This is a genomic window from Colwellia psychrerythraea, from assembly GCF_000764185.1.
Taxonomy (GTDB): domain Bacteria; phylum Pseudomonadota; class Gammaproteobacteria; order Enterobacterales; family Alteromonadaceae; genus Colwellia; species Colwellia psychrerythraea_B.
Genome location: NZ_JQEC01000011.1, coordinates 309,459 through 324,495, shown reverse-complemented (window position 1 = coordinate 324,495; position 15,037 = coordinate 309,459). Strand labels below are relative to the sequence as shown.

Here is a 15,037-nt window from a genome sequence, read left to right as displayed (position 1 = left end):
ACAAAACTAAAAACGGCTAACTGAAAAGTTAGCCGTTTTTTATTTGCCATTTGAAAACTATTAATGTTATTACTATTAATAGTAATAACATTATGAAAAAAGATAATGAACGTTGAATTAACAGTTAATCAAGCCATTAGGCTATTAAACAAAAATGAAATTTCTGCAGGTCAAGAAATTTTAGCTCAATTACTTCTGGCTAACCCCGAAAACCTCCAAGCTCACCAAGTTATGGTTAAGCTTGCTTTTAACCTGAAAGATATTGCGTTAGCAGAAGTACACTTAAAAGCATTGTTGAAAATATCTGATTCTTCAGAACAATACTTAAATCCGTTAATTGAACTCTATTGTCATCAAAAAAGATGGCTTGATGTTAGCGCTTTATATTTAGAATTAGCGAAGAAGCAAGAAAGCAACAATGCTACGGCATTGTTTAATTGTGCGTACTATTTAAAGTTGGCAGGTAAGTTTGAAGACTCGGTAGCATATTATAATAAGGTATTGGAAATCGGGATTAATGACCAACATGAAGTTTATTTAAATTTAGCAACGATTTATAGCGAGCATTTATCTGAAGCTGAAAAAGCAATAGATACATTAAATAGCGCGATTGCTAAATACCCAAACCAAGACGCATTACGCTACAATTTAGCGAATTTATACGAGCAATTAGGTGATAAAGAAAAAGCGTTAGCTAGCTTTCAATCCGCTTTTAGTAAAAACCCAAAGAATTATGATGCGCTTGCGAGGCAAGCTGATATTTATAAAGTGAAAGATAAAGGTGATGGTTTAATATCTCGAATGGAGAGTGTATTTAATTCAACAAATGTCCTTGATACCCAGAAGATTAATATTGGCTATGCATTAGGAAAGTCACACGATGACTGTGGTGAATATTCTTTAGCATTTGATTTTTATCAACAAGCAAATCGTCTTGATCAACAAACGTTACCTCAATATAGTCAAAAATTACATGAGGAGTATATTAGTGCAATTATTAATACATTTGATAACGCTTGGTTTGAAGCGATAAAAAAGCCAGCAGATGAAGTAGATAATGATGTTAATCCTTGTGTTACTAATCAATCACCCATTTTTATCTGTGGTATGTTCCGCTCTGGATCCACTTTATGTGAGCAAATCCTTGCTGCTCATTCACAAGTAAGTATAGGGGGGGAACAAGAGTTTTTTCATCGTACTATCGTCAATAATTATCCAAACTATCCACATTATGTCAGAGAAAATATAGAGACAAATAAGACACAAATGTTGGATGCATACCTTAAAGAAATCAACCAGTTTAGAGAAGCTGGTTGTCAGTTAACGGATAAGCGTCCGGATAATTTCTTGTATTTAGGGGTTATAAAGACCTTAATGCCCCAAGCTAAAATCATTTGGACACGGCGCGGTATGTTAGACAATTGTCTATCTGTGTTCTTTCTACGCCTCGGTGCATCAATGTCCTATGCAACTAAGCTTGAAAATACTATTCATTTTTATCAGCAGCAAGAAAGGTTAATGAGTCATTGGAAGCTTTTATTTTGTGATGATATTTATGAATTTAACTATGATGAACTTATAGATGAGCCCGAAACATATATCAAGAACTTGCTATCATTTATGGAACTACCCTGGGAAGAACGTTGCTTAAAATTCCATCAGATCGAAAATCAAGTCAAGACTGCCAGCGTCTGGCAGGTTAGACAACCTTTGTATAAAAGCTCTTCTGGTAGGTGGATAAATTATCAACAGAGCTTAAAGAAATTAACATTAATTTAATCAAACTGTGCTAGATTTCAGCAATGAACCTTTAGTTAAACGTAAAAGCTACTGATAAACGATGAACCATAAAAAAATGATTAACTCAGTGAATGTAATGATTACCAGCCACCAGCGCGAATGTTTAACTAGGGCTGAGCTTGCTCAGGCAAATAGAGACTATAAACAAGCAGAATTGGGTTATAGAGAGTTAATCGCTCAAAATATACGATTACCAGAAGTGTACTCTCATTTAGCACTTATATGTGCCATGTCAAATAGAATAAACGAAGCACATCAACTCTGGTCACATGCTCTAAAAATTGCACCAAACTTTGTTGGTGCTTTGATGGGGCTTGGTGATATTTGCAAATTTGAACGAAATTTTATCAATGCAATAAAGTACTATGACAAGGTTATTGTTGAAAACCCCAAATTTGCCATGGCATACCTGAGTTTGAGCATGTCACTAAGGCCGCTAAATAAATTAGCAGAAAGTGAACAGGCTTGCCGAACGGCAGTTGAACTTAAGCCAAGCTTGCTACAAGCAAGAGAATACCTTGGTCAAATCTTGATTGAGAAGAGGGAGTTAAGCCAAGCTCAAAGTTTATATGAGCAATTAATTATTGAAAACCCACAAAATGTTAAAGCACATTACGAATTGGGGAATCTACTGAAGTCTAAAGGTAAATTGACACAGGCATCTTCCTGTTATCAAAAAGCATATACCATACAACCCTCTTATTCACAGGCGCACTTTACCTACGCTTCTATTCATCATTATACTGATGCAAAAGATGCTCATATTGTTTCAATGCAGGAACAGATAAAGCGGGATAATCTACCAACAGAAAACAAAATACAGCTATCTTTTGCTTTATCTAAAGCCTATGAAGATGTTAATGATTTTTCACGATCTTTTAGGTATTTAGATCAAGGGAACTCGCTCCGACATAACCGATATAACTATACCGTTGAATCAGATGAGAGTTTTATAAAAAACATAATGAAAACCTTTAATAAAGAGGCAATAAAAAACCTACAGTTATCTCCAGAGAATTCAGCTAGGCCTATTTTTATAGTCGGTATGCCACGTTCAGGAACGAGCTTAGTAGAAAAAATATTATCAACACATAATAAAGTACATGGCGCAGGAGAGTTAGATTACTTTTTCAAGCTAGGCACAAATAACTTTCTAACAGAGAAAACAGATTTTTTGTTTGCGCCACTAAACACCTATTCAAAACTACAACTAGAAAATGTAGGTCATGCATATCTCAAACAGATAGAGCAATTGTGTAACGACTCGACTTATATAACCGACAAATTACCCTTCAATATGTTACTGATTGGTTTGATAAAAATAGTATTGCCTAATGCAAAAGTAATTCATTGTGTTCGTGATCCCAAGGATAATTGTCTTTCCATATTTAAGAAAAATTTTACCTCGGATAATTATCGCTTTGCCTACAATTTAAAAACATTAGGACAATTTCACAACTTGTACCGTCTTTTGATGAGACATTGGCATGATGTTTTTCCAGGCTCAATTTACGATGTACATTATGAATCGCTGGTTAATAATCCTGAGATTGAAATTAAAAAGCTGATTTCTGCTTGTGATTTAGATTGGCAGAGCGAATGTCTCAGGTTTAATGAAAGTACATCTATTGTTACCACTGCTAGTGCAGTACAGGTACGCAAACCCATGTATACAAGCTCTGTTAAGGTTTGGCATAACTACCAAGATTATTTACAACCACTGTTTGATGCATTAGTTGATGATTGATTTCATCTTGTTGATTGTAGAGCGGCTTTAAATAATGAAGGTATTAACTGCGAATGTCTAAGGTACTGAATTCCCATTAATAAAATTAATTTTTAGTCTTAATTACTCTTAATGAAATAGTACTTGTAAGAGGTTTGTAACTTTCCTAATGATGGCTAATACCATCCTCAAAACAGTCAGAATCGTACTTTAATTCTTTAAGTATGATTTTATTGCTTGATTACATGAGATATTTCTCTATTTGAAATGATGTTCTTTGATACCCCGATGCAAACTATAACAATAGGCTCTTATTTTCTAAAAATAGATCATCCTAAGATCTAATGAATTCTCCAAAACTAAATGTATTGTCCATAGTAAGATAGATTAAAGGTTAGGTGTTTTTAACTTAGTGGATGAAATACAGCCATTGTAAAAGTTTATTAGCCAATGTCATAGTTGAAAATTGAAGCCTACTAGCTACATTATATATTAAATATTTTGACGTTTTATAGCGATGGAACAAGATAAAATACACCCATATAAAATAAGTCCGCATAATCTAACCCCTAAACTGAAGGATAGAGCGCCCGTCAATCAATAATGGGGTGATTAACAGATAATGTAATTTTACTTAGGGTGTTCTTTGACTTTTTTAATATTTATGAGGAATTATTGAACTTATGTATTAAACCGAACAGTGAAAATGCAAAGTGTATTTTTATTCACCAATAAACGCAAATAAATTTGACTTACTACGAAGATGTTAGTAAAACATACCTCTGCAAAATTTTTGTCCCTCACTTTATCTTGGTAACGTGAGTAATTTTGTTAGCAAAACGATATGTTTTAACGTTATTGATTTATTAACGTTAAAACTTAATACATCGTCTTTAAAGTCTCACCTTGACAGCCTAGCTGTCATTTGGGATTATTGCTCAGTTGTATTCATAAAAAGTTACATTTAAAATAACGACAGACTTTTATATTCGCGGTAACAAAAAAATTTGTTATCTAGATTAAAAATAGCAATGGTTGGGAACTATGTCCAAAGTAAGTAAGAAAAGCCTTATCGCAACAGCGATGGTTGGCGCACTAGCACTAGCAGGTAGTAATATCGCTGCTGCTGATGCATTAACAGACCTACAAAAAGCTGAAGCTAAAATCTTCAAGCAATCAGCTAAATCACAAGCTAAAGTCAACAGCATTTACGAGCAAACGCAAGATCTTCTTGGCGAATATCGTAATACAGTTGATGAAGCTGACGTGTTACGTGGTTATAACGACCATGTTCAACGTATGGTTGACGATCAAGTAGTCAGAATTGCTTCTTTACAGAAACAAATTGACAGTATTGATGAATTTAAACAAGGCGTTGTACCATTGATGTACAAAATGGTTGATACTCTTGATACATTCATCAAACTAGATGTTCCAATGAATATTGAACGTCGTAATGAACGTGTAGCTAACCTTCGTGCTGTTATGGACGATTCAAACGTTACTACTTCAGAGCAGTTTCGCTTAGTTCTTGAAGCGTATGAAATAGAAGCCGGTTATGGTTCTGTTTTTGATGCATACCAGGGTGAGATTGATTTAGGTGGTCGTACTTTAACTGCTGATTTCGTTCACATGGGTCGTATTGCTTTTGTTGCACAATCACTAGATGCTAAGCATTCTTGGTTATGGAACAATGAAACACGTGCATGGGAAGAATTAGGTGATGAATACATAAAACCTATCTCTAGTGCAATTCAAATGGCACGTAAACAAATCCCAATGGATTTAGCTAAATTACCAGTATTTGCAGCAGGAGCGAAATAATGAAAAAAGTTTTTAATTTTGTATTGCTAGCAGCCACTCTAACGACTGGTTTTGTTGCTACAACCCAAGCAAATCAATTAGATGATTTATTAAAGCAAGTAAAAGCTGACCGTGTTTCAGAAGCTAAGCTTGATAAAAAGCGTGAAGCTGAATTTTTATCTGCTAGAGCTGATAAGTCTGCTTTATTAACTAAAGCTAAAAATGAACTAGCTGCTCAAAATGCGCGTAATAAACGTTTAACTAAAGCTTATGCTGCTAATGATATGACTATAACTAATAAAACAGTTGAGTTAGATAATGCAACAGGTACTTTAGGTGAAATGTTTGGTGTTTCACGTGCCGCAGCAGCTAACGCATTTGGTCAAATCAGTACTTCAATTGTAAGTGCCGAATTCCCTAATCGTGGTGAGGCGCTAAACCGCATTGCTAACGCAAAAGAGATTCCAAGCATTGCTGATTTAGAAGAGTTATGGTTTGCCCTGCAAACTGAAATGACTGAGTCTGGTAAAATTTCGAAGTTTACTGTTGATGTAACCAACCTTGATGGCACTAAATCTACTGAACAGATTACCCGTATCGGTACCTTTAACCTAGTTTCAGCTAACGGTTACTTAAGATATAACGATGAAGTAGGTCAAGTTCAACCTTTACCTAAGCAACCTGCAGGTCATATTAGCGGAACAGCGGTTGATTTCTCAGCTGAAACTTCAGGTTATGTTCCTGTTTATGTTGATCCTTCTCGTGGTGCTATCTTATCTTTAGAAACACGTAAGAAAACAATTGACCAATTCTTCCATGAAGGTAAAGAAGTTGGTTATGCTATTACAGTATTATTCTTTGTTGGTTTATTAATTGCCCTTGAACGTTTAATCGTTTTAGGTGGCATGAGCAGCAAAATTAAGGCTCAAGAGAAGAACCTTGATAAACCAAATGAAAACAACCCGCTAGGTCGTTTACTTAAAGTTTTCTACGACAACCAATCAGCAGATGCTGAAACGTTAGAGTTAAAACTTGATGAAGCGATACTCCGTGAAACGCCAAAAGTAGACCGTGGTGTTAACCTAATCAAAATGTTTGCTGCTATTGCTCCGCTTATGGGTCTATTAGGTACAGTAATCGGTATGATTATGACTTTCCAAACAATCATGTTGTTTGGTACTGGTGACCCGAAAATCATGGCAGGTAATATCTCTCTTGCACTTGTAACTACCGCTTTAGGTTTGATTTGTGCATTACCACTTATCTTAATCCACTCAATTGTTGCTGGTAAGAGTAAGTCTGTATTACAAAAATTAGATGAGCAAAGTGCTGGTTTAATTGCTGCTATCGCAGAGAAGGGGTCTAAATAATGTTATTCCTGATAGAGCTTTGGGAATCTGTCAGGGGTTTTGTTGCGACTGGCGGTAACGTACTTTACGCTGTTGCCTTCGCACTCTTTTTAATGTGGATACTGATGATAGAGCGTTTTTGGTTCTTAACTGGTGTTTATCCTAAAATGCGTGATGATATCATCGCAAAATGGGATGCCAGAGTAGATACTACCTCTTGGTATGCACATCGAATTAGAGAGACTTGGATCTCCGAAGCAGACGAGTTACTTGAAAAGCGTATGATTACCATTAGAACTTTAGTGGCAATGTGTCCTCTTATTGGCTTACTGGGAACAGTAACTGGTATGATTGGCGTATTTGAAGTCATGGCTCAACAAGGTACTGGTAATCCGCGTCTAATGGCCGCTGGTATATCGCAAGCAACTATTCCGACTATGGCCGGTATGGTAGCAGCGTTATCAGGTGTGTTCTTTAGTTCAAGATTAGACGCTAAAGTTAAACTAGCAAAGGCTAAACTGGTTGACAGTTTACCTCATCACTAGAGAGATATATTCATGGCACGTAAACGTATTCGTGAAGACGAAGAAGCAGTAATTGATATGACACCGATGCTCGACATCGTATTTATCATGCTGATCTTCTTCATCGTAACCACTTCATTTGTTAAAGAAGCTGGTATTGAAGTAAATAAACCAAAAGCGGCGAACCAAACTAAGCAAAAAAATGCCAATATCTTTGTTGCAATAAAAGATAATGGTGAAATTTGGTTAGATAAGGGTCGAGTAGACATTGAGCGAGTTGGTGCAAGAATTGAAAAGTTACTTGCTGAACAACCTACCGATGTTGTAATCATTCAAGCTGACAAAGACGCTAAACATGGCGTAGTTGTTAAAGTAATGGATGCAATTAAAGAGGCTGGTATAGACCGAATTTCTATCGCGGCTGCGAAGGGGTAAGACATATGGTTCGCTTTTTAGTATCAATACTACTAGGCGCTGTAGTTACCTTTGGCTTATTTGCTTTTATGGCCTTTCTTGTTTCTAGTGGTGATAGAAATAAGGAAGATCAACAAGAAAATATTATCGTAGAAGTAAATACTACGCCGCCAAAGTCTGCAGCCGAACAGCGTCGACGTGTACCACCGCCGCCTCCTCCGCCGCCAAAAGCGCCGCCGAAGCAGCAAACACCGGAGCCTGAAACCAGCAATAATACTGGTGGTTTAAACTTTAATATGCCAGGTGTTCAAATGTCTGGTGCATCAACGGGGTTATCTGCTCCAGGTGCTGGTTTAGGGCGAGATGGCGATGCAACACCGATCGTACGTATCGAACCTAAGTATCCGATTCAAGCTGCTCGAGATGGTAAAGAAGGTTATGTTATTCTTTCATTTACTATCAATGAAGTGGGTGGTGTTGAAGATGTTAAAGTATTAGAAGCTCAACCTAAGCGTGTTTTTGACAAAGAAGCTCGACGTGCGCTTAGAAAGTGGAAATACAAGCCGAAAATTGTTGATGGTAAAGCTCAACGACGTCCAGGTCTAACGGTCCAACTTGATTTCAAAATGGGAGCTGAATAGTTATGTTTAAAAACTTAAAATTTAAAAAATTATCAACTTCTCTTGTTGTCGTTGCTTCACTACTTGTGGCACAAGCTCCTTTTGCAAATTATGCAGAAGCTGCTGGCGCCGAGAAAGTAGAGAAGAAAAAGAAGCGTAAGACTCATCTTGTAGGTCCTCGTGTCGGTAAGAAAGTGCAAAAAGCTTTTGAAGCTTATAGTGCTGATGATCTTAAAGGTGCTATTGCTATTTTGTTAGACATAGATGCATCTAAAGCATATGACAAAGCTTATGTTAACCGCATGCTTGCTGTTATGTATGCGACCTTAGGTGACAATGAGCAAAATACTATTGATTATCTTAAAAAAGCAATAGAGCCAGATCTACTTAATGAAGTAGATCATGGGGAATCTTTAAAGTTATTGGGTGACATGCAAATGCAAACCAAGGACTATGAAGGTGCCTTAAAAGCTTATTATGCTTGGATGGATTTCACTGGTAAAAGTGATGGTCAAGTCTATATCAAAATTGCTAATGCGTATTATTCGTTAAAGCAATTAGATAAGGTAATTGAACCTGCTAACAAGGCTATTGCAGCTTTTGGTGATAAGCCAAATCAAAACCCGTATATCTTAAAGATTACTTCTTATTATGAAAATAAAAAGTATAAAGAAGCGGTTGAGGTGTTAGAAACTGTAATACAGCTTTTTCCTGAAAATAAACAATGGTGGACACAACTACCAATGTTTTATTTATTAGTTGAGGATTACGATAAAGCGACTCAGACACTTGACTTAGCCTACAAGCTTGGTTATTTGGATAAAGAGTCTCAGATTAAGACATTAGCAAGTTTATATGCTCAATCTGAAACGCCTTATAAAGCAGCTAAATTGTTAGAAAAGCATATTGCATCAGGTTTAGTTAAGCGTGACGATAAAAATATCTCCACCTTAGCTAACGCTTGGCATTCTGCACAGCATATTGATAAAGCAGCAAGTTATTATGGTGAATTAGCCAAAATGACAAGCAGTGCGAAACACTATCGCAAGCAAGGTATGTTGTTGAAACAAGATGAGCAATTTGCTAAAGCTATTGTTGCCTTAAATAAAGCTATTGAGCTTGGTGTATCTAACCAAGGTCGCATTCATATGAGTATTGCTGAATCTTATTTCTATCTTGAAAAGTATAAGCAAGCCTATGCAGCTATTCAAAAAGCAATAAAAGATCCAAAGTCACGTAAATCGGCTAGAGGTTGGAAAAGCTTTATTGTTGACACAGCTAAAAGAAAAAACGTTACCATTTAGTTATAGTTGATTAAATAAAACGTCATTAAAAAACCAGCATATCTTTTTTGATATCGCTGGTTTTTTATTGTCAAAAATTCACGATGCATGAAATTTTTATTGCTGTTTTCAGGTCTATTTAAAAAGTCATATAACTAAATCTTAAAAATAATAAGATTACTTCAATATAAACAAAGTTAAAGGAAACAAATCATGAATATAGTTAAAAGATCTTCAACATTAGTAGCTCTATTGGGCTTAATCGTTTTTAGTGTATTTACTAGTAATGTAGTAAAAGCAGAAACAAACCCTTTTGCTAGTACTGAGCTAGTGACAATTGTAGGTGATCACACTGACGGTAAATGTGGCGAAGGTAAATCTAAAGACGCCAAAAAAGGTAAATGTGGTGAAGGTAAGTGCGGTGAAGGAAAAATGAAAGATGCCAAAAAAGGTAAATGTGGCGAAGGTAAGTGCGGCGAAGGAAAAGTGAAAGCAGCAAAAAAAGGAAAATGTGGTGAAGGAAAGTGCGGCGAAGGTAAAGTGAAAGCGGCAAAAAAAGGAAAATGTGGCGAAGGTAAGTGCGGCGAAGGAAAATCAAAAGAGAAAAGTAAAAAGTGTGGTGGTTAATTTATTAACAAATGTGTAATGAACATATTAAGACGGGCTGATGCCCGTTTTTTGTTGTTATCAGCCCCCGTTTGTAAGTGCTCTCTTCCTAAGTAAATATAATCATATATGACTATACTGTAATAAGGGCTTATACGTATCTGAGGTATATATGAACACTTCAACTAGACTCACACGTTACTTAATAGAAAAAAGCATTCCATATCAAGAGATTGAACACTTTCATAGCAACAGCTCAATTTGTAGTGCTATTACGGCTAATATATCGTTAAAACAGATAGCTAAAGCTGTGCTATTGAAGAACCATGAAGACAAAAAGTTAATGGCAATACTTCCTGCGGCCCATAAAATCAGTTTGTCTGCACTTAATAAAAATTTACATGGCTGTTTTAGGTTAATGAAAGAGCAAGAGGTCTATCAAGTGTTCTCTGATTGTAATCATGGCGCAGTTCCACCGGCCGCAGAAGCTTATCATTTAAGCATGGTTTGTGAGCGAGAGTTAGATCAATTGGCAGAGGTATATCTCGAAGCTGGAGACCATGAGACTTTACTTCGAGTAAGCCAAGAAGACTTTAAAGCAATAATGAGCTCAGGAAAACACCTTCACTTCAGCCGAGAAGTATTTCACTAACAGTTATGTAAGCCAGCTGCCTTAGCGTGTATAATAACTGACTTATGTTTATGCTTTGGATTTTACCGTGAATAATAATGATATTTTACGCCGCTTGCGTTATACCTTTAACTTTAATGATAAACAGATGGTGGCTATCTTTGCCTCGGCAGGTGAGGAAGTTAACCGTGAGCAAATAAGTCAATGGCTGAAAAAGGATGACGATAGCGATTTTGTTGCCCTATTTGATACTAAATTGGCTATATTTTTAAATGGCTTTATCAATGAAAAAAGAGGTAAAAAACCTGGGCCTCAAGCTGTGCCAGAAAAACGTTTATCCAATAATATTATTTTAACAAAACTCAAAATTGCCTTGAACCTGCAAGCTGAACAAATCATCTCATTATTAGAAGAGGTAGGTTTTAACCTTGGTAAGGCGGAATTAAGTGCCTTTTCCAGAAAAGTCGACCATAAGCACTATCGTGAATGTAAAGACCAAGTTTTACGTAATCTTCTTCAGGCTATTGATAAAAAATTTCATGTTGAAAGGACAGGTAAAATAGCAAGTTCAGCACAGGGGACTGCCAAGTCAACGGTAAGTAACGCCAAAGCGGGTTATGATAAAAAGACTTATGCTAAGAAAAAAACAGCTAAACCCGCACCTTCATCGCCTTGGGTAGAAGGGGCAAGACCTAATGCAAGTAATGTTTATGTTAATCCAAACAGCACTACGACCACAAAGCGTCAACGCCTTAAATTGTCAAAATAACGATGTCATTTGGCAATAAAGTTGTACATTAGTACTGATATATTGTTTCGTTGGAATCATTCTGTTTCATAATTGATCTAAGATACCCCTATATACTGCAATAGTTATAGGGTAAGATCCGCGCCAAATTAACTCTTATTGTTTAAAAATTGTATATGAATATATTAGTTGTTGATGATAAAAAAACTGTTCAAGATATGCTCACAGATCTACTTATTTCGAATGGCCATACTGTTGATAAAGCAATCAACGGACTAGATGCATTAAGTAAGGCTCAGCAAGGTAACTATCAGCTCTTTATTATCGATCATTTAATGCCATTGATGAATGGTTTACAGCTGACTAAGAATCTTAAAAACAACCCTGAACTGGCTAATACAAAAATTATCTTTATGACTACCCAAGGTAGCCAAACGCTTAAAACTTTAGCCGAGTTTCCTCTTTTTGATAGTGTTATTGACAAGCCGATAGATAAAACGCAACTGCTTAATTTGATTACACAGTTTACCGATGAAAAATTCGACTGTGAGAGCTTACAAGTTAATTCATAATATTATGCAAGTGGGCACTTTATCGCTATATAAATTGCCACAATTGCTTTATGATTTGTTTATCTATTTATAACTATTACAGAGAGCCAATCTATGGTTTTCTGATCTACCATCATGAATAATACCCAACAACAGCAGTTAATCGATGCGATAAAAACTGTGCCAGATTACCCTTCAAAAGGCATTATGTTTCGCGATGTCACCAGTTTGTTAGCAGATGCCAGAGCATTCTCTTTAACAATTGAACTCTTAGCCGCTGAATATAAAGGTAAAGGTTTTACTAAAGTAGTTGGTACTGAGGCTCGAGGTTTCCTTTTTGGTGCACCTTTGGCGCTTGCACTTGATATTGGCTTTGTCCCAGTAAGAAAACCTGGCAAGTTACCTCGTGATACTTACGCACAAGCTTATCAATTAGAGTATGGGGAAGATGTCTTAGAAATTCATCAAGATGCACTAACTCCAGAAGATAATGTACTGATCATTGATGATTTATTAGCAACGGGTGGCACAATTGAAGCAACTACCAAATTAATAAGACGTCTTGGTGCTAAGGTACAAGATGCAGGCTTTGTTATCTCTTTGCCTGATCTAGGTGGAGAAAAGCGTCTAACTGACCTTAATATTACGGCTTACTCTTTGATTCAGTATCAAGGCGAGTAATTTTTTTCAGAATCAAAAAGTAATTTAATATGAGCTATCAAGTTTTAGCAAGAAAATGGCGTCCTAAGAACTTTCAGGAGTTAATGGGACAAGAGCATGTGGTCAATGTGCTTGCCAATGCTTTATCGCAAAAACGTTTGCATCATGCTTACCTATTTACTGGTACACGTGGGGTAGGTAAAACGACTATTGCACGAATTTTTGCTAAGAGCTTAAACTGTGAATTAGGTATTACAGATAAACCTTGCGGCAAGTGTGATGCTTGTATTGACATTGATCAAGGTCGCTTCGTTGATCTTTTAGAGATAGATGCCGCTTCTAAAACGAAAGTGGATGATACTCGTGAAATTCTTGATAATGTACAATATGCACCGAGCAGGGGACGTTTTAAAGTATACCTGATAGATGAAGTTCATATGTTATCTCGTCATAGTTTTAATGCCTTATTAAAAACGCTTGAAGAGCCGCCAGAGCACGTTAAATTTATTTTAGCGACTACAGATCCACAGAAACTGCCTGTTACTGTTTTATCTCGTTGTTTACAGTTTCATTTAAAAGCCTTAACGGTTAAGCAAATTGAAGAAAAGCTCGCTGAAATTTTATCTCACGAGCAAGTTAGTCATGAACAAGGTTGTTTAACCTTACTGGCTAAAGCTGCTCGTGGTAGTATGCGTGATTCGTTAAGTTTAACAGATCAAGCCATTGCCCAAGGGCAAGGTAATATTAGTTTAATTAATATTCAGCAAATGCTTGGTGGGATCGATCAAAATTGGGTTTACCAAGTTGTTATCGCTTTACTTAAGCAAGACAGTCAATGTCTAATGACTTTATCTCAAGAAATAGCTTCTTATGCACCAAGTTATAGCCGCTTATTTGCCGAATTAATTCAACTATTTCATCAAATAGCTTTACTGCAAATTGTTGACCAGCACTTTGATTTGCCCGCAGACTTATTCGCCTTATTGAAAAAATTTAGCCAATCCATGTCCGCAGAAGATGTTCAGCTTTATTATCAAATAAGCCTCAATGGCCGAAAAGATTTACCGTACGCTTTTGATGAACAAGCCGCTTTTGATATGACGTTATTGCGACTATTGGCGTTTAAGCCAATGAACAAATCACAGCTTGTTAAATGCTCTAACGCTGACAATGCTGAACTGGCCAATAGTGAACAAGTAACTTCAGTTAACTTCGATGAGGTCAGTTTTGTTAAACCTGTTGAAACATATTCAAATGATAGCCTGAAAGATAAAATAAAAACTGTTGAGTCAATTGCTACTGAAGTTGAAATACAACCACAAGTTGAACTTGAGCCTATTACTCAAGGTATCACTCAAGGTATTAGCCAAGATATTAGAAAAGCTATTGTTGATGAGCCAGCTCTAAACACTGATGCTCCAAATGCAGAGTTAAATCAGCAAATGTTTGCTATTGAGCAACAAGCTGCTGAAATGGTGCAAAGTGACAGTGAGCAATTAAAACAAGCGCCACCACCACAGCCTCCTCAAGAGGACGTTACTTCTCAGTCAGTTCTTTTACAGCAAGCTCCGGTACTGCCAAGCAGCAACGAGCAACAAGCCCCAGCGGTTAGTGTAGATCATGGGCTAGAAGGGCAGCTAAGTATTAATAGTCCTGTCGCCTCAGTGCTTGCTACACGTAATATGTTGCGTAGTCGGAAAAAAGAGTTGGAGAAGCAAGCAAAAAAGCCCCGTGACGCAGCTCTGCGTCACTCTAATAATACAGAGAGTAGTAAAAACAGCGCTAAGGTAAGTGTTGAAACGCCAGAGGCAGTAACTGAAAGTTTGCTAATAGCACCTGAGCCAGTAGAACCGTTTCACCAAGACAATATTGATCCAACAGTCGTTACCAAAGCGAATCAAGTTGATAAATGGGCGCATATGATTGATTCAATGCAGCTTACTGCACGGATCCGTCAATTAGCAATACACGCAACGATTAGTGAAAAATCCACTGATGATAATTTGATCCTTAAACTAGATCAGGCTACCCGACATTTAAGTACTGACGTAGCTCTTCAACAATTACAGAGCTATATTAGTGAGTTTCTTTCTAGGCCTGTAACGGTCACACTCGATATTGTCGAAGAAACGATAGCAGATCCTTATCAAATTCAAGTGCAAATTAATGACAAGCGTCTTGAATATGTGAAAACCTTATTGAAAGAAGATACAGTGGTGATTGCGCTGCAAGATACTTTTCAGGCAACTTTAAATGAAGAGAGTATTTCACCACGCTAATATTCAAAATTTGTTTGCTTTAGGGTAAAATGAAAGAATAATT

The 15,037-nt window shown here is 36.6% G+C and carries 14 protein-coding genes; all 14 read left to right on the top strand.

All coding sequences use genetic code 11. The features are described 5' to 3' along the window. Positions 1-105: 105 nt before the first annotated feature. The 14 genes from GAB14E_RS23935 (at position 106) to dnaX (ending at position 14,994) form a co-directional block, all read left to right on the top strand. Complete coding sequence (locus tag GAB14E_RS23935; RefSeq protein ID WP_052093508.1) at positions 106-1,779, top strand: tetratricopeptide repeat-containing sulfotransferase family protein; 1,674 nt, start codon at positions 106-108, stop codon at positions 1,777-1,779. 61 nt (positions 1,780-1,840) lie between these two features. Continuing rightward, the gene (locus tag GAB14E_RS16765) at positions 1,841-3,547 is read left to right on the top strand and encodes a tetratricopeptide repeat-containing sulfotransferase family protein (protein ID WP_033081270.1); all 1,707 of its coding nucleotides are present in this window, start codon (positions 1,841-1,843) and stop codon (positions 3,545-3,547) included. 1,023 nt (positions 3,548-4,570) lie between these two features. Next, on the top strand, positions 4,571-5,350 hold the full coding sequence (locus GAB14E_RS16770) for a DUF3450 domain-containing protein (protein WP_033081269.1): 780 nt from the start codon (positions 4,571-4,573) through the stop codon (positions 5,348-5,350). Further along, positions 5,350-6,699 carry a MotA/TolQ/ExbB proton channel family protein gene (locus tag GAB14E_RS16775; protein ID WP_033081268.1) on the top strand — a complete coding sequence of 450 codons (1,350 nt, stop codon included), beginning with the start codon at positions 5,350-5,352 and terminating at the stop codon, positions 6,697-6,699. Before GAB14E_RS16770 ends, GAB14E_RS16775 begins: the two co-directional genes overlap by 1 nt. After that, the gene (locus tag GAB14E_RS16780) at positions 6,699-7,223 is read left to right on the top strand and encodes a MotA/TolQ/ExbB proton channel family protein (RefSeq protein ID WP_033081267.1); all 525 of its coding nucleotides are present in this window, start codon (positions 6,699-6,701) and stop codon (positions 7,221-7,223) included. Before GAB14E_RS16775 ends, GAB14E_RS16780 begins: the two co-directional genes overlap by 1 nt. Positions 7,224-7,235: 12 nt before the next feature. Then, positions 7,236-7,637, top strand: a complete 402-nt coding sequence (locus GAB14E_RS16785) for an ExbD/TolR family protein (protein ID WP_011044506.1) — start codon at positions 7,236-7,238, stop codon at positions 7,635-7,637. Positions 7,638-7,642: 5 nt separating this feature from the next. Beyond that, positions 7,643-8,257 (top strand): energy transducer TonB, encoded by a 615-nt coding sequence (locus tag GAB14E_RS16790; RefSeq protein ID WP_033081266.1) that lies wholly within the window; start codon positions 7,643-7,645, stop codon positions 8,255-8,257. A 2-nt stretch (positions 8,258-8,259) separates the two neighbouring features. After that, positions 8,260-9,540 carry a tetratricopeptide repeat protein gene (locus GAB14E_RS16795; RefSeq protein ID WP_033081265.1) on the top strand — a complete coding sequence of 427 codons (1,281 nt, stop codon included), beginning with the start codon at positions 8,260-8,262 and terminating at the stop codon, positions 9,538-9,540. A gap of 192 nt (positions 9,541-9,732) precedes the next feature. Next, entirely contained in the window at positions 9,733-10,146 is a 414-nt protein-coding gene (locus tag GAB14E_RS16800) for an HvfA family oxazolone/thioamide-modified RiPP metallophore (protein WP_033081264.1), read from the top strand. 151 nt (positions 10,147-10,297) lie between these two features. Continuing rightward, positions 10,298-10,777 carry an aminoacyl-tRNA deacylase gene (locus GAB14E_RS16805; RefSeq protein WP_033081263.1) on the top strand — a complete coding sequence of 160 codons (480 nt, stop codon included), beginning with the start codon at positions 10,298-10,300 and terminating at the stop codon, positions 10,775-10,777. A gap of 67 nt (positions 10,778-10,844) precedes the next feature. After that, a complete protein-coding gene (locus GAB14E_RS25645; RefSeq protein WP_033081262.1) occupies positions 10,845-11,525 on the top strand; it encodes a YehS family protein in 681 nt (226 codons plus the stop codon). A gap of 155 nt (positions 11,526-11,680) precedes the next feature. After that, positions 11,681-12,076 carry a response regulator gene (locus GAB14E_RS16815; RefSeq protein WP_033081435.1) on the top strand — a complete coding sequence of 132 codons (396 nt, stop codon included), beginning with the start codon at positions 11,681-11,683 and terminating at the stop codon, positions 12,074-12,076. A 114-nt stretch (positions 12,077-12,190) separates the two neighbouring features. Further along, entirely contained in the window at positions 12,191-12,736 is a 546-nt protein-coding gene (gene apt, locus GAB14E_RS16820) for an adenine phosphoribosyltransferase (RefSeq protein WP_033081261.1), read from the top strand. 29 nt (positions 12,737-12,765) lie between these two features. Then, the gene (dnaX, locus tag GAB14E_RS16825; protein WP_033081260.1) at positions 12,766-14,994 is read left to right on the top strand and encodes a DNA polymerase III subunit gamma/tau; all 2,229 of its coding nucleotides are present in this window, start codon (positions 12,766-12,768) and stop codon (positions 14,992-14,994) included. Positions 14,995-15,037: the final 43 nt, after the last annotated feature.

Coding starts and splice junctions, on each gene's coding strand:
- GAB14E_RS23935 (WP_052093508.1), top strand. CDS start 106: ATGAACGTTGAATTAACAGTTAATCAAGCCATTAGGCTATTAAACAAA.
- GAB14E_RS16765 (WP_033081270.1), top strand. CDS start 1,841: ATGAACCATAAAAAAATGATTAACTCAGTGAATGTAATGATTACCAGC.
- GAB14E_RS16770 (WP_033081269.1), top strand. CDS start 4,571: ATGTCCAAAGTAAGTAAGAAAAGCCTTATCGCAACAGCGATGGTTGGC.
- GAB14E_RS16775 (WP_033081268.1), top strand. CDS start 5,350: ATGAAAAAAGTTTTTAATTTTGTATTGCTAGCAGCCACTCTAACGACT.
- GAB14E_RS16780 (WP_033081267.1), top strand. CDS start 6,699: ATGTTATTCCTGATAGAGCTTTGGGAATCTGTCAGGGGTTTTGTTGCG.
- GAB14E_RS16785 (WP_011044506.1), top strand. CDS start 7,236: ATGGCACGTAAACGTATTCGTGAAGACGAAGAAGCAGTAATTGATATG.
- GAB14E_RS16790 (WP_033081266.1), top strand. CDS start 7,643: ATGGTTCGCTTTTTAGTATCAATACTACTAGGCGCTGTAGTTACCTTT.
- GAB14E_RS16795 (WP_033081265.1), top strand. CDS start 8,260: ATGTTTAAAAACTTAAAATTTAAAAAATTATCAACTTCTCTTGTTGTC.
- GAB14E_RS16800 (WP_033081264.1), top strand. CDS start 9,733: ATGAATATAGTTAAAAGATCTTCAACATTAGTAGCTCTATTGGGCTTA.
- GAB14E_RS16805 (WP_033081263.1), top strand. CDS start 10,298: ATGAACACTTCAACTAGACTCACACGTTACTTAATAGAAAAAAGCATT.
- GAB14E_RS16815 (WP_033081435.1), top strand. CDS start 11,681: ATGAATATATTAGTTGTTGATGATAAAAAAACTGTTCAAGATATGCTC.
- apt (WP_033081261.1), top strand. CDS start 12,191: ATGAATAATACCCAACAACAGCAGTTAATCGATGCGATAAAAACTGTG.
- dnaX (WP_033081260.1), top strand. CDS start 12,766: ATGAGCTATCAAGTTTTAGCAAGAAAATGGCGTCCTAAGAACTTTCAG.